The 13,715-nt window shown below is 61.9% G+C and carries 10 protein-coding genes and 1 pseudogene; 3 read left to right on the forward strand and 8 right to left on the reverse strand.

Going from position 1 to position 13,715, the window contains the following annotated elements; all coding sequences use genetic code 11:
- Positions 1 to 88: 88 nt before the first annotated feature.
- Together FCU66_RS37565 and FCU66_RS37570 are read left to right on the forward strand one after the other, a co-directional pair.
- Positions 89 to 1,126 (forward strand): extracellular solute-binding protein, encoded by a 1,038-nt coding sequence (locus tag FCU66_RS37565; RefSeq protein ID WP_136620085.1) that lies wholly within the window; start codon positions 89 to 91, stop codon positions 1,124 to 1,126.
- Positions 1,127 to 1,180: 54 nt separating this feature from the next.
- Positions 1,181 to 2,794: a GMC family oxidoreductase gene (locus tag FCU66_RS37570; protein ID WP_136620086.1), complete on the forward strand. Its 1,614-nt coding sequence runs from the start codon at positions 1,181 to 1,183 to the stop codon at positions 2,792 to 2,794.
- A gap of 154 nt (positions 2,795 to 2,948) precedes the next feature.
- Here the strand turns inward: FCU66_RS37570 and FCU66_RS37575 are convergent, their stop codons facing one another.
- The 7 genes and pseudogenes from FCU66_RS37575 to FCU66_RS42720 form a co-directional block, all read right to left on the reverse strand.
- The gene (locus FCU66_RS37575) at positions 2,949 to 5,306 is read right to left on the reverse strand and encodes a beta-glucosidase (protein ID WP_136620193.1); all 2,358 of its coding nucleotides are present in this window, start codon (positions 5,304 to 5,306) and stop codon (positions 2,949 to 2,951) included.
- An 81-nt stretch (positions 5,307 to 5,387) separates the two neighbouring features.
- Positions 5,388 to 6,455, reverse strand: coding sequence for an ABC transporter ATP-binding protein (locus FCU66_RS37580; protein ID WP_136620087.1), 1,068 nt, complete (start codon positions 6,453 to 6,455; stop codon positions 5,388 to 5,390).
- 2 nt (positions 6,456 to 6,457) lie between these two features.
- A complete protein-coding gene (locus tag FCU66_RS37585; RefSeq protein ID WP_136620088.1) occupies positions 6,458 to 7,342 on the reverse strand; it encodes a carbohydrate ABC transporter permease in 885 nt (294 codons plus the stop codon).
- Positions 7,339 to 8,214, reverse strand: coding sequence for a carbohydrate ABC transporter permease (locus FCU66_RS37590; protein WP_136620089.1), 876 nt, complete (start codon positions 8,212 to 8,214; stop codon positions 7,339 to 7,341). The genes FCU66_RS37585 and FCU66_RS37590 overlap by 4 nt, the downstream gene beginning before the upstream one ends.
- Before the next feature lie 87 nt (positions 8,215 to 8,301).
- Positions 8,302 to 9,537, reverse strand: a complete 1,236-nt coding sequence (locus FCU66_RS37595) for an ABC transporter substrate-binding protein (protein WP_136620090.1) — start codon at positions 9,535 to 9,537, stop codon at positions 8,302 to 8,304.
- 87 nt (positions 9,538 to 9,624) lie between these two features.
- The gene (locus FCU66_RS42715) at positions 9,625 to 11,094 is read right to left on the reverse strand and encodes a glycoside hydrolase family 3 C-terminal domain-containing protein (protein WP_342778256.1); all 1,470 of its coding nucleotides are present in this window, start codon (positions 11,092 to 11,094) and stop codon (positions 9,625 to 9,627) included.
- 18 nt (positions 11,095 to 11,112) lie between these two features.
- Positions 11,113 to 11,996 (reverse strand): annotated as a pseudogene (locus FCU66_RS42720) (glycoside hydrolase family 3 protein); the annotation flags it as partial.
- Positions 11,997 to 12,083: 87 nt separating this feature from the next.
- On the opposite strand from FCU66_RS42720, the gene FCU66_RS37605 reads away from it, so the two are divergent.
- Positions 12,084 to 13,223, forward strand: a complete 1,140-nt coding sequence (locus FCU66_RS37605; RefSeq protein WP_136620091.1) for an AraC family transcriptional regulator — start codon at positions 12,084 to 12,086, stop codon at positions 13,221 to 13,223.
- 184 nt (positions 13,224 to 13,407) lie between these two features.
- On the opposite strand, the gene FCU66_RS37610 is transcribed toward FCU66_RS37605, so the two are convergent.
- On the reverse strand, positions 13,408 to 13,715 hold a 308-nt coding region (locus FCU66_RS37610), incomplete at its 5' end, for a beta-barrel domain-containing protein (RefSeq protein WP_181956588.1).

Raw genomic sequence — 13,715 nt, forward strand, 5'->3', positions numbered from 1 at the left:
TTCCTAATCAAGGCGTCGGGCAATTCGAATTTATCGCACCCGGTGGTTTGTTATCGTCACCCTGGGAGAACAACAACAGGGGAATGACATGTCGACAAGAATCCGTATTGCAGCGCTCGCCATGGCCGGCGCCTTGAGCTTCGCCTTCAGCCTGCCGGCTCTGGCCGAGGGCAACCTGGCCATCTACGCATGGGCCGATTCCATCTCGCCCGAGATGGTCGCGAAATTCGAGAAGGAAACCGGCATCAAGGTCACGGTTGACGCCTTCTCCTCCAACGAGGATCTGCTGACCAAGCTGCAGGCCGGCTCGTCGGGCTACGACATCGTCACGCCTTCGCAGCACTTCGTGAAAATCATGATCGACAGCGGGCTGCTCGAGGACTTCGGCGCCAGCTCGATGGCAGCCTACAGCCAAGTCCTGCCGGACTGGCAGAAGCCATGGTGGGATCCGACCGGCAATCATTCGATCCCGCTTGCCTTCGGCAACGCCGGCTACACCGTCAATCGCGACCTCTACAAGGGTCCGGTCGACAGCTGGAAGACCTATTTCGAGCCGCCGGTGGAACTGCGCGGCAAGATTGCCAGCCTGGCACAGCCCGACGAAGTCATTCCGGCCGCCGAGAACTATCTCGGCATAAAATATTGCAGCGAGGACCCGCAGGAGATGAAGCGTGTGCTCGATCTCTTGCTGGCGCAGAAGCCATTCGTCGCAGCCTATTCCAGCGACAACATCGAAAACCGCATCGGCAGCGGTGAGGTTGCCGCCCATTTCTGGTGGGACGGCAACACCATGCGGCTTCGCCGCAACGACAAGGCCAATGTCGAATACGCGATGCCGAAGGAGGGTCTGGTCGGCTGGCTGGATTCCTATGTCGTGCCGAAGGGCGCGGCCAATATCGAGAACGCCAAGAAGTTCATCGATTTCATGGCCCAGATCGACAACGCGACGGCGCAGTACAACTATTACGGCCACTCCTCGCCGGTGAAGATCGACGAGAGCAAGGCGCTCTACAACAAGGAAAACGCCCCGGAGCTGTTCCCGACCGTTCCGGTCAAGATGGGGCAGACCTGCTCGCCGGCGGCACAGGAACTCGTCACCAAGGTCTGGACGCAGCTCCTCCAGTGAGCCGCTCAGCCGGGGCCTCGAGCCCCGGCTTTTGTTTTTTCGATGGGGCTGGGCATGCAGACCGAAAACTTTGACTACATTGTCATCGGCGCCGGCTCAGCCGGTTGCGTCCTGGCCAATCGTCTGAGCGCCAACCCATCCAGCAAAGTGTGCCTGATCGAGGCCGGCGGCAGCGATAATCATTTGCGGGTCAAGGTGCCTGCCGGCATCCTCTCGCTCTACGGCAATCCGAACTATGACTACTGCTATGTCGGCGTGCCTCAGCCCAACCTCAACGGCCGTCGGATTCCGGTCAACCGCGGCAAGGCGCTTGGCGGTTCGAGCTCGATCAACTCGATGGTCTATATCAGGGGCGCCGCGCAGGACTATGACGAGTGGTCGCGGCTTGGCTGCGCAGGTTGGGCGTTCAGCGACGTGCTTCCCGTCTTCAAGAAGCTCGAGCGCAACCTGCTTGGCCAGGACCCGCGCTACCACGGCACCAGCGGCGAGTTGCTGGTCGACAACCCGCGCGATCCCAACGTGCTGTCGTCGATGTTCGTCAAGGCCGGCAACAATGCCGGCCTTCCGGCCAACAGCGACTTCAATGCCGAAAGCCAGTTCGGCCTCGGCATCTACAATGTCACGCAGGATCGCGGCCAGCGCTTCAGCAGTTTCACCGCCTTCATGCGCCCGGTGCTCGATCGCAAGAATCTCACCATCCTTAGCGAATGCGAGGTGATCGACCTCACGATCGCCGAGGGGCGCGCGACAGGGGTTCGGGTGCGGCACAAGGGCGAGCAGAAGACGCTGTCAGCCCGCGGCGAGATCGTGCTCTCGGCCGGTGCGATCAATTCACCGAAGATCTTGCTGGCGTCCGGCATCGGACCCGCGGCCGAGCTTCAGGCGATCGGCATAGAGTCGGTTGTCGATCTGCCGGGCGTGGGCAAGAACCTGCAGGACCATGTCGACGGCATGATCACGGTCCGCTCTTCCAGCACCAAGACGCTCGGCCTGTCGTTGCCCAACCTGCCCCGCGTGCTGGCAGCGCCCTTTCAGTATTTTGCCGGCCGCAAGGGCATGCTCACCACCAACTATGTCGAGGCCGGCGGCTTCGCCAGGACGAAGTATGCGGACGGCATTCCCGACGTTCAGTTCCACTTCGTGCCCGGCTATCGCAGCCATCGCGGCAGGCTGGTGGAGTATGGCCATGGCTACGCAATCCACACCTGCGTGCTCAGGCCCAAAAGCGTCGGCGAACTCAAACTGTCGGGCCACGCATCGAACCGGGATGTGCTGATCGATCATCGATTCTTCTCAAACGAAGAGGATGCCAAGGTGCTGGTCGAAGGCATCAAGATCGCGCGTCAGATCTTTGCCGCGTCCGAGTTCGACGCGATCAGGGGCACGGAGATGCTGCCGGGCAAGGATGTCCGCAGCGATGACGAGATCCTCGCCTATCTGCGCGCCGAAGCGCTGACTGTCTATCACCCGGTCGGGACCTGCAAGATGGGGACAGACGCGATGGCCGTCGTCGATCCGGCAACGCTGAAGGTGCGCGGCATCGCTGGCTTGCGTGTCGCGGATGCGTCCGTCATGCCGAAGCTGATCGGCGGCAACACCAATGCGCCCAGCATGATGATCGGACAGCGGGCGGCGGACATGATCCTGGGTCGGGGATCGTCGCTGTAGCGCAATTCGAGAAAAAGAACGTAGCGGCCTTCCTTTCGAAATCGTGCAAAAACAAATGATTAGAGCGGTTTACTGAATCAAACGGTGAACCGCTCTCTTCTCAGCAGTACACCAGCCGCAAGATGGACTGCGGCGGCAAGCGCCCGTGCCAGGCTCAAGCGGCTTGATCGTCCCGCTCATCGGTCTTCCCGTTGATCTCGCACAGCAGCCTTTCGATGTCGGCCTTTGGAAACCGCTGGCGAAACCTTCGGTCGAAGGTGGTGAATATGCCGACGAAGGAATTGGCGCAGTGCTCCAGCATCGTGTCCGCTTCCGCCGCCGAGATGCCGAGCTGGCTTTGCAGAAAGCCGATGAATTTTCCACGTGCGTCCGGATTTCGCAGCACGAAGACCGGCTGCGTGTCCCTTTCGATGCGCCGATGCTCCGAGACGGCCGAGATGGTTCGCAGGTCCACCATCAGCCGGATATCCCGTGATGATGCACCGACCTCGATCGCGATCGTATCGTTGTCGAGCGTCCACTCCCCGTGCATCGGATCGAAGGCGCAGAGCTCCTGCGCCGTCAGCTCGATGGTGATCCTGCGGCTCTCGCCGGGGCGCAGCGCAACCTTGCGGAAGCCCTTCAGTTCGCGGGTTGGCCGCTTGAGGCGGGGCTCGCCGTAACGGGCATAGAGCTGGCAGATTTCCTTGCCTTCCATCGCGCCGATATTGGTCACGGTAAAGCTCGCGCAAACGCGTTCGCCACGCCGAATTTCCGACCGGTCCAGCGAGAGATCGGAATAGGCGAACTCGGTAAAGCTCAAGCCGAAACCGAACGGGAAAAGCGGTTCGATGTCGCGCGCATCGTACCAGCGATAGCCGACATGGATGCCTTCGCTGTAGACATGGCGCGCGTTCTCGCCGGGATAGGTGAGATAGGTCGGCATATCCGCCATTCGTTTCGGGAAGGTCGTGGTGAGCTTGCCGCTCGGGTTGACCCGGCCGAACAGGACATCGGCGAGACCGCCACCCATGGCCTGACCGGAAAAGAACGTTTCGACCACGGCCGGCACCTTGTCGATCCACGGCATGGCGACGGCGTCCGGGCTGGCAATGACGACAACCAGATTGGGATTGGCGGCGGCAAGCCGTTCGATCAGTTCGTCATGGCCAGGCGCAAGATCGAGCGTCTGGCGGTCGGAGCCCTCGCCGTCATAGCCGCTCTCGACATTGACGAACACGATGACCATGTCGGCCGCGGCGGCACCCTGCTCGGCTTGCGCGACCAGCGTCTCGCGCTCCTCGGCGATCCCGCTCGTCCCCCGGAACACATCGATCTGGATATCGGCGCCTGCGAGTTTCCGGATTTCGTCCAGTGGCACGTCCACCGAGGTCGGTGGCGTCGTGGCGCAGCCGGAACCCTGGATGACGGGCGTGCGGGCTCCCTCGCCCACGATCGCAAGACGCTTCACCTTCGCCGGCGAGATCGGCAGGAGTGCGCCGTCGTTTTTCAAGAGAACGATGGATTCAGCCACCATGCGGCGGGCAAGAGCATGATGCTCGGCGCGATCGAAAACCCGCCCCCGCGCTTCGCCCAGCTTGGCGCGCCGGATCAGAGCGAGCATGCGCGCGCAGGCCTTGTCGAGCGTGGCGCGGTCTATCCTGCCCGCCTTGACCGCTTCCAGCAGGTCGGCCTTGCGTGTTTCGCTCTCCGGCATGTCGAGATCGTTGCCGGCGGCCAGCGAGGCCGGTCGATCCTTGGTGCCGTGCCAATCGGAGATGACCAGGCCGTCATAGCCCCACTCCCCTCGCAACACCTCGTCGAGCAACCAGGGGTTCTCGGCAGCCTGGACACCGTTCAGGCGATTGTAGGAACTCATGACGGTCCAGGGATTGCTCTTGGCAATCGCCCGCTCGAAGCCGCTCAGATAGATCTCCCGCAGCGCGCGTTCCTCGACCACGGAATCCATCGTCGTTCGCTCGACTTCGGAATTGTTGCAGGCGAAATGCTTCAGCGATGCGCCGACGCCATTGTCCTGCAGACCGCCGATGACGCCGGCCGCGAAGTCTCCCGTAAGGATCGGGTCCTCGGAATAATATTCGTAGGAACGGCCGCCGAGCGGGGTGCGGCGGATGTTGATCCCTGGCCCGAGCAGCAGATGAACGCCAGCTTCCTGGCATTCGCGGGCGAGCGCCTCGCCCAGCCCGCGCGCCAGGTCCATGTCCCACGAACAGGCGATGCTGCACCCGTTTGGAAAGCAGGTTGGGGGTCTGACCTGTCCCCAGGCGATCTGCACGTCATCGGCCTTCTGGTTGACGACGGAGAGAAACGCCGCGAAATCCTGGCCACCGGCTTCATCCCCGTCGATCTGCGGGATGGAGTAACGCACGCCATAGGTGCCGTCGGTCATGACGATCTGCGGGATGCCCATACGCTCGATCGCCGCCGATTTCCACATGCGGTGGCCCGAAAGGAGCGCCACCTTCTCCGCATCCGTCATCTCTTCGATCAGCGCATCGAACGCGCCATCCATCAGTCTTTCATACGACAACCGAAATCTCCATGGATGCTTCGGCGGGATTCGGGCCGCCAGTTGATTGAGCTCTCGTGTTCCTCACAACCGCCGTTCGGTCGCCGCTGAAAAGAAGGAAGCCTTCGCCATATCGAACCGGAGGCCGACCTCCTTCGCCATCGAGCGGGCGGCATCGACACCGAGCCTGACGCTCATGCGTTTGCCCAGGCAGTCGAACCAGCCAAGCGCATCGGCGCCCAGAAGCTCGGTGAAGGCGAGCTGGGCAGGGATACTGTCGGGCGAACCCGGCTCGACGATACCGATGTCCTCGCAGCGAATGCCGAGCACGGCCTCGCCCGCCGACGGATTTTCAAAGGGATAGGCGGAAGAGCTGATGCTGCGCAGACCGACCAGAAAGCACCCCGTGCCGTCCAGGCTGCCCTCGAGAAGGTTCATGGCGGGCGAGCCGACGAAGCCGGCCACGAAGAGGCTTGCCGGCTTCTCATAGATGGACTGGGGATGGGCGAACTGCTCGACCCTGCCCTTGTGCATCACGGCGACGCGGTCCGCCATCGTCATGGCCTCGATCTGGTCGTGCGTCACATAGATCATGGTCGACTTCAGCGTCTCGTGCAATTGCTTGAGCTCGACGCGCGTCTCGGCGCGCAGCTTGGCGTCGAGGTTCGACAGCGGTTCGTCGAAAAGGCAGATGCTGGACGAGCGCACGAGCGCTCGGCCGATCGCCACCCGCTGGCGTTGACCGCCCGACAACTGGCTCGGCTTGCGGTCGAGCAGCGCCTCGATCTGCAGCAGCTTCGCCACCCAGTCCACCTTCTGCACGATCGTCGCCTTGGGCGTGCCGGCGACTTCCATGCCGAAGGAGAGATTGCGCCGCACGGTCATGGCGGGGAAAAGCGCGTAGGATTGAAACACCATCGCCAGTCCTCGCTGGCTTGGCTCCAGGCCGCTGACATCGACCGCGTCGATCACGATCTGGCCGGAGTCGCAATCGTCAAGTCCGGCGATCACGTTGAGCAGGGTCGACTTTCCGCATCCCGAGGGTCCCAGGATGACGATAAATTCGCCGGGAGCGATCTCCATGTCGACCGAATCCAGCACGGTGAGGCCGGCGAAGGATTTCCTGATTTTCCGGATGGATACACTGGACATTTCTAACCCTTCACAGCGCCGGCGGCGATGCCGCGCACGAAATAGCGGCCGGAGAGGAAATAGACGATGAGCGTCGGAATGGCGGTGATGACCGCGGCGGCCATGTTGACGTTGGGCGACGCCGAACCCCGGGCATTGTTGACGATGTTGGTGAGCTGAACCGTCATCGGCAAATTGTCGTTGCCGGCGAAGATCAGCCCGAGCAGGTAATCGTTCCATATGCCGGTGAATTGCAGGATCGCCACGACGACCAGGATGTTGGTCGACAGCGGCAGAATGACGGACCGGAAGGTCCTGAAAAAGCTGGCGCCTTCCATGCGCGCGGCCCGGCTGATCTCCTCCGGCACGCCGACGTAGAAGTTGCGGAACAGCAGCGTCGTATAAGGCAAGCCGTAGACGACATGGACGAGGATGATACCGCAATAGGTGCGGAACAGGCCAAAGCTGCTCAGGATCTTCACCGTCGGATAGAGCATCGCCTGATACGGGATGAACAGGCCGACCATGACGAGAAGCATGATCAAATTGGCGTGGCGCGACTTCCACTGCGCCAGCGCATAGCCGTTGAGCGCACCTGCCAGCGTCGAGATCACGACGGCCGGAACGGTGATCTTGACGGAGTTCCACAAGCCTGGGCGCACGCCGCCGCAGTCGAGCCCGGTGCAGGCACTTTTCCATGCCGTCACCCAGGCATCGAAAGTCGGCTTGACGGGGAAAGCAAGAAGATTGCCCTGACGGATTTCCTCCATCGGCTTCAACGAGTTGCTGATCACCAGGAGCAGCGGCAGCAGGAAGAAGGCGGCCGATACGAACAAGAACGCGTAGAGACCGAAGCGGGCCGCGCGGGGCCCGAACACGGGCCGTTCGAAAGGAGGGCTACGCGTCACATGCGCCTCCTGAACTCACTGTAGAAATAGGGCGCCAGCAGCAACAGCGACAGGACCAGCATCGAGATCGAGGCGGCGGAAGCGAGGCCCAGATTGACCCGCGCAAAATAATAGTCGACAGCGAACTTCGCCGGCATTTCCGTGGCGATGCCAGGCCCTCCTTTGGTCATGGCGATGACAAGGTCGTAGCCGCGGATAACGTCCGACATCAAGAGCACGACGCAGGACGTCACGACCGGCCGCATGCCGGGAAAGATGACTTGCAGATAGGCGCGCCAGAGGGGAATGCCCTCCATGCGGATCGCCTTCCAGAGGTCGTCGTCCACGCCGCGCAAGCCGGCGAGAATGATGACCATGATCAGCCCGGCCGAATGCCAGATGCCGGCAATGACGAGCGTGTAGATCGCCCGGTCGGGATCGGTGAGCCAGTCGAAGGTGAAACTCTCCCAGCCCATGCCACGCACCAGCCCCTGCAGGCCGTTCACAGGGTCGAGCACCCAACGCCAGGACAGGCCGGTAACGATCAGCGACACGGCGAGCGGATAGAGGAATATGGTTCGAAACAGCGACTCGGCCCGGATGCGGCGGTCGGCGAAAACGGAGAGCAGCGTGCCGAAGGCGAGCGTGCCGACGATGTAGAGCACACCGAAGATCACCATGTTCAGGCAAGACACCAGCCAGCGCTGGTTGGTGAAGAGCCTGATATACTGGTCGAACCCCGCGAAATTGTAGTTGGGTATCAGCGTCGACCGCGTCAGCGACATGTAGCCGGTCCACAAGATCGAACCGTAGAAAAACACCGCGACGACGCCGAAGAAGACGACGACCGTAATGTCCGGTCTGAATGTCTGCCGATGCAACCAGGTTCTCATGAAACCGCTTTCCGGACCATAGATGCGCGATGCGACCCGCGAAGGGTTGGCAACCGGCCAGCGATGCCGCCGGCCGGTTGCATGATCTCATTCGCTCTGCAGGATCTTGCCGAAGCTCTCGACCGCCGCTTCCGTGGTCATGGATTTGTCGGTCCAGAACTGCCCGGCCAGATCCGTCACCTGGCCGTTGAGGTCGCCTGCGAGCGCGTCATAGGCGGCCTGGACCGCGGCGCCCGGCGTGGCAAGCGTCTTGGATCCGATTTGCGCGCAGGTGTCGAGCTTGGATGTATCCACGTCCGTCCGCGACGGGACAGAGCCTTTGACCTCGGCGATCTTTTCCTGGACGGCAGGCTCCATGATCGAGTCCGCGAGCAGTGTCTGGCCCTTGATCCGATCGTCGTCGGTGTTCACCGGGAAGGCGAAGACATCGATCAGGATCGCGTAGCCTGGCTTTTCGGCCGGCGTCAGCAGGCAGCCGAAATCCTTGCCCGCCACTTTGCCCGCGGCGAGGAACTCGCCCCGCGCCCAGTCACCCATGAACTGGAAACCGGCCTTGTCGGTGACGACAAGGTTCGTCGTGTCGTTCCACGAGCGGCCGGGGCTCGCCGGATCCGCATAGGTCGATACCTTGCGGAAGATATCGAAAGCCTTGCCCAGAACCGGCGACTTGAGCGCATCGGGTGATCGCTTGACGATCAGCTCGTTCCAGTATTCGGGACCGCCGAGAGCGAGGATCGCGCTGTAGAGTATGCCGACTTGCTGCCAGGGTTCGCCGCCGGTGGCGATGCCAATGCCGCCCGACGCCTTGATCTTGTCGGCGGCCGCGAAAAGCTCGTCGAAGGTCTTCGGTTCGCTGATCCCAAGTTTCTCCAGAACGGGCTTGGAATACCAGACCCAGTTCTGCGCATGCACCCCGACGGGCAAGGCAACGAGGTGGCCGCCGACATTGAGCTTGTCCCACACAATCGGCGCCATCACCTTTTGCCAGCCGCCCTTGGCGGCAAGATCGTCGAAATCGCGAAGCTGGCCGGAGGCGGCAAGGTCGCGCAGCGCCGAGTTTGGCGTCATCAGGATCGCCGATGGCGGCTTGCCGCCGGCAATCCGGCTGGTTGCCGCCGCAAGCGCCGCGTCGAAATCGGCCGACGGGCTGTCGATCCACTTTCCGCCGCGCTCCTTGAAGCTGTCGGCGATCGTGTTCATCGCCTTGGATTCACTCGAGCTCGTCCAGTAGTGCTGCACATCGACGGTCTGAGCGAGCACGGGACTAGAGGCAGCGAACGTGCCCAGGATGCTCATCGTGGACAATAGGTGGCGAAATTTCATGGCAGTTCCCCTTGGTTGGCATTGATTGCACGGTCTCTGTTCCCGAGACGCTCGGTCCGGCACCGCGCAAGGCGGCGCACAAAATGTCTATGCAGCCTTGGTGAGCGTCATCCCCATCTCCTTGTTGAGGCTGTCGAGGAATGCGGCCATTTCGGCCTTGGAGATTGTCTCGCCCGCGACCCAGGCGACGGTCTTGTGGATTCCGAGGAAGGAGCCGGCGCAGTATTCGAGCATCTTGTCGGCTTCCTGATCGCTGAGATCGAGCCGCTGCTTGAGAAAGGCGCGGAAGCGCTGGCGGGCGAAATCGTGCTCGAAGACCAGGAAAGGCTGGCTTTCGACATTGAGGACGGTGGAGGCCAGTGCCGCGGCTTCGACCTCGACCGTCCGCTCCAGGCGGATGTCGCGAGAGGACGCGCCGACCTCGAAGGTCAGGCTGCCCGCATCGAGCAACCACCGGCGATACTGCGGGTCGTAGTAGCGCAAATCGCGGCTCTCGATCTTGATCTCGACACGCTTGGTTTCGCCCGGCTCGAGCGAGACCTTGGCGAAGCCCTTGAGTTCACGGATCGGGCGGATCAGCCGGGGCTGGTGCGGGCGCGCATAGACCTGCGCGATTTCCTTGCCGGCGACACTGCCGGTGTTGGTGATATCGAACGCCAGCGTGATCGTGCTCGACGCATCGATCCGATCGGCATCGACCGACAGGTTGGAGTAGGCGAAGCTGGTGTAGCTCAGCCCGAAACCGAAGGGAAACAGTGGCGCAAGCTTGCGCTTGTCGTAGAAGCGATAGCCGACATGGATGCCCTCCGAATAGATGTGGCGGTCGCCTTCGCCGGGATAGGTGAGATAGCCCGGTATGTCCTCGACCTGGACGGGGAATGTCACGGTCAGCTTGCCGCTCGGGTTGTGGCTGCCGAACAGGACATCGGCGATGGCGCTGCCTGCACCTTGCCCGCCGAAGAAAGCCGCAAGCACGGCTGCGACATGGCCGGCCCAGGGCATGACCACGGCGTCCGGCGTCGCCAGAATGACCACGATTTTGCTGTTGCGCGCGGCCAACCGCTCGATCAGGGCGTCCTGGCCGTCATGCAGGTTGAGATGCTTGCGGTCGGAGCCTTCGCCGTCATAGCCAACCTCGGTGTTGGCGAAGAACAGCACAATGTCGGCGGCATCGACCGCCGCAAGCGCTGCCGTCTCTGACCCGTCTCCGGCCTCGAAATCCGCGACCGTGTGATAGAAGATGTCCACACCGGGCGCGCGTTTGCGGATCTCGTCCAGCGGGATATCGACCTCGGTCGGCCGCGTCGTGGCGCAACCGGAACCCTGGATGACCGGCTCCACCGCTGCCGCTCCGACGACCACGATCTTCTTGAGCTTCGCAGGCAGCAAGGGAAGGGTCGCGTTCTCGTTCTTCAGCAGAACGATCGACTCGGCTGCCATGCGCTGCGACAGGGCATGATGCCTCGGGAAGTCGGCCTCGGCATTCGGCTTCGCATTGTTGCGGGCCAGGCGCACAAGCCTGAGGATGCGCTTGCACGAGCGATCGAGCGTCTGCATCGACACCTGGCCGTCTTCGACCGCCGCCAGGAGTTCCTGCTTGCGGGCGCCGCTTTCGGGCATATCGAGGTCGTTGCCCGCATTCATCGAAGCAGGCCGGTCCTTGATGCCGTGCCAGTCGGACACGACGACGCCGTCATACCCCCACTCGTCGCGCAGCACTTCGGTCAGCAGCCAGTGATTTTCGGCGGTTTGAACATCGTTGAGCCGGTTGTAGGAGCTCATGACGGTCCAGGGATTGCTCTTGGCTATCGCCGTTCGAAGCCGGCGAGATAGATCTCGCGCAGGGCGCGTTCCTCGACGACCGAGCTCATCGTCGTGCGCTGGACCTCGGAATTGTTGCAGGCGAAATGCTTGAGCGAGGCCCCTACCCCATTGTGCTGAAGGCCGTTGATGACAGCAGCCGCAATGTCACCCGTCAGCAGAGGATCCTCCGCGTAATATTCATAGCTTCGGCCCGCCAGCGGCGTACGACGGATATTGACACCCGGGCCGAGCAATATGTTGACGCCAAACGCCTGGCATTCGGCTGCGAGCGCTTCGCCGAGTTCATAGGCGAGATCGAGGTCCCACGAGCAGGCCAGGGACGACCCATTCGGAAAGCAGGTTGCCGGACGGGTGGAGCCGAATGCGCTGTCGACGCCTGTCGAGAGATCGGTGTTGACGACACTCAGGAATGAGGCGAGCTGGTTGTCTGCGTCATGCGCTCCGTCGATCTGGTCGATGGAATAGCGAACACCATATGTGCCGTCCGTCATCAGCAGTTCGGGAATGTTGAGACGGTAGTTGGCGACCGTCCTCCAGAGGCCGTGGCCGCTGACCATCGCGACCTTTTCCTCGACGCTCATCAGCGTCAGCAGGCCGGTCAGTTCCTTGTCAGAAATATTCCAGGTCATGGCCATTCCGTATGCTGTTGTGGGCGCGCCGGTCGTCCCTGGCGGCTCGCCTGATCATTGCGGCGGCGGCGCTGTGCCAGGAGATGGCTATTGATGACACGCTGCCGCGGTTCTCTTCTAGCCGTGGAACTTGCGCTGGAACTACGACAGTTTTTGATATCTAATAAGCCGGCTGCCTTGGGGACCGTGATGAACATCGCTTATCTCAAAACCGACGCCGAACTGCAAATCCGCGACGGCAGATTCGAGGATCACGCGCCGGCGGAGGATTTTCACTGCCGTGCCTTCATGCATGGCCGTGCCAATGTGCCCTATCATTGGCACCGTGAAATGGAGATACTTTTCGTGCTGCGGGGCAGCTTTCGCCTCATCGTCGACGAACAAGCCTGCGAGATGAAGCAGGATGATGTGATCATCATAAACAGCGACGTCCCGCACAATTCGACGTCGATTTCGCGCGATGCCCTGATCTGCGGCGCGCATCTCGATGCCGGCTATTTCGAGCGCATGGGCCTGCCCGGTTTTGCATCCCGGCAGTACCTTTGCCGCTCCTTCCTCCATGGCCGTCCGTTCATGAACAGGATCGCTCCGATAAAGGCCTTCATGGCCCGGCTGATCCTCGACCAGACGAGCCGCCCCGAGGAGGTCATCGTCCGGCAGACCGTCGCCAATCTTCTTGCCTGTTTCATCTATCGGCAGATTCCGCATCAGAAGGCGGATAGCGATGCAATGCCGCTGCGCTCCGACAGTCGAAACCGCATCCTGAGGATCATGGGCGCGGTCGAAGGACAGCTGGACAATCAGCGGCTGAGTGCGATTGCCGCGGCCGAGGGACTGACGCTGAGCCACCTGTCTCGCCTCTTCAAGCGCCATTTGGGCATAGGTTACCGTGACTATTGCCAGAACCTGCGCCTCGACACCGCGGCCGACGAACTGCACCGGACAGATCACACCGTTGGCGTCATCATGGAACGAAACGGCTTCGGCAATCCTGCCGTATTCTACAACAAGTTCAGGGGCCGTTTCGGGCGCAGCCCCGCCGAGTTTCGACGCGCGCGCCACCTTCCGGGGGTACAAAGCGCACTCACGCAAGAAGATACCGTGGAGGCGCAAAGAATCCTGCTCCACTATGCCGCCGATCTTGGCAAGGCCGCCGAAATCGCGGTCGGTATCAATGCAACGGGACGCAAACAAATTGCGCTGCGTGCGCCACACAGCGCAAGTTTGAGCTGAACCCGTCAGGCCCGATGATTGGATGCGATCATCCGACCGATGGGAATGGCTGAAGTCGCCGCGGTGACGGAGCGTTTCCGACGTGCAAGCTGCGTGGCGTCCCGGCGAACAGGAAATCGTGCACGGCTGCATGCCGAGCCAGGGAAATGAAAGCCTCCTTCTCGGGCAAATTCAGTCGCGGGGCTCACTCTTCCCTGAAAGCCCGCTGTATCTGATCGGCCAGCGGCTTTACGAGATAGGAAAGCATGGTGCGGCTGCCGGTCGAGAAGAACGCTTCGACGGGCATGCCCGGCGCCAGGGTCAGGCCTTTCAGTTTTTTCAGCTCCGAGCGCGGCAGGCTGACGCGAACCGTGTAAAAAGCCGCGCCGCTGCGTTCGTCGACGCTGAGATCGGCGGAGATTTCGCTGACGCTGCCATTCAGTTCCGGTGTCACGCGCTGATTGAACGCCGAGAGCTTCAGCGCCACGTCCTGACCGAGCGAAAGCTGATCGA

Source organism: Mesorhizobium norvegicum, assembly GCF_004919685.1.
GTDB lineage: Bacteria > Pseudomonadota > Alphaproteobacteria > Rhizobiales > Rhizobiaceae > Mesorhizobium > Mesorhizobium norvegicum.

Excerpts from the sequence above, each read along its gene's own strand:
- FCU66_RS37565 (WP_136620085.1), top strand. The coding sequence starts at position 89 with ATGTCGACAAGAATCCGTATTGCAGCGCTCGCCATGGCCGGCGCCTTG.
- FCU66_RS37570 (WP_136620086.1), top strand. The coding sequence starts at position 1,181 with ATGCAGACCGAAAACTTTGACTACATTGTCATCGGCGCCGGCTCAGCC.
- FCU66_RS37590 (WP_136620089.1), bottom strand. The coding sequence starts at position 8,214 with ATGAGAACCTGGTTGCATCGGCAGACATTCAGACCGGACATTACGGTC.
- FCU66_RS37605 (WP_136620091.1), top strand. The coding sequence starts at position 12,084 with ATGACACGCTGCCGCGGTTCTCTTCTAGCCGTGGAACTTGCGCTGGAA.
- FCU66_RS42715 (WP_342778256.1), bottom strand. The coding sequence starts at position 11,094 with ATGCAGACGCTCGATCGCTCGTGCAAGCGCATCCTCAGGCTTGTGCGC.
- FCU66_RS37575 (WP_136620193.1), bottom strand. The coding sequence starts at position 5,306 with ATGGATGGCGCGTTCGATGCGCTGATCGAAGAGATGACGGATGCGGAG.
- FCU66_RS37580 (WP_136620087.1), bottom strand. The coding sequence starts at position 6,455 with ATGTCCAGTGTATCCATCCGGAAAATCAGGAAATCCTTCGCCGGCCTC.
- FCU66_RS37595 (WP_136620090.1), bottom strand. The coding sequence starts at position 9,537 with ATGAAATTTCGCCACCTATTGTCCACGATGAGCATCCTGGGCACGTTC.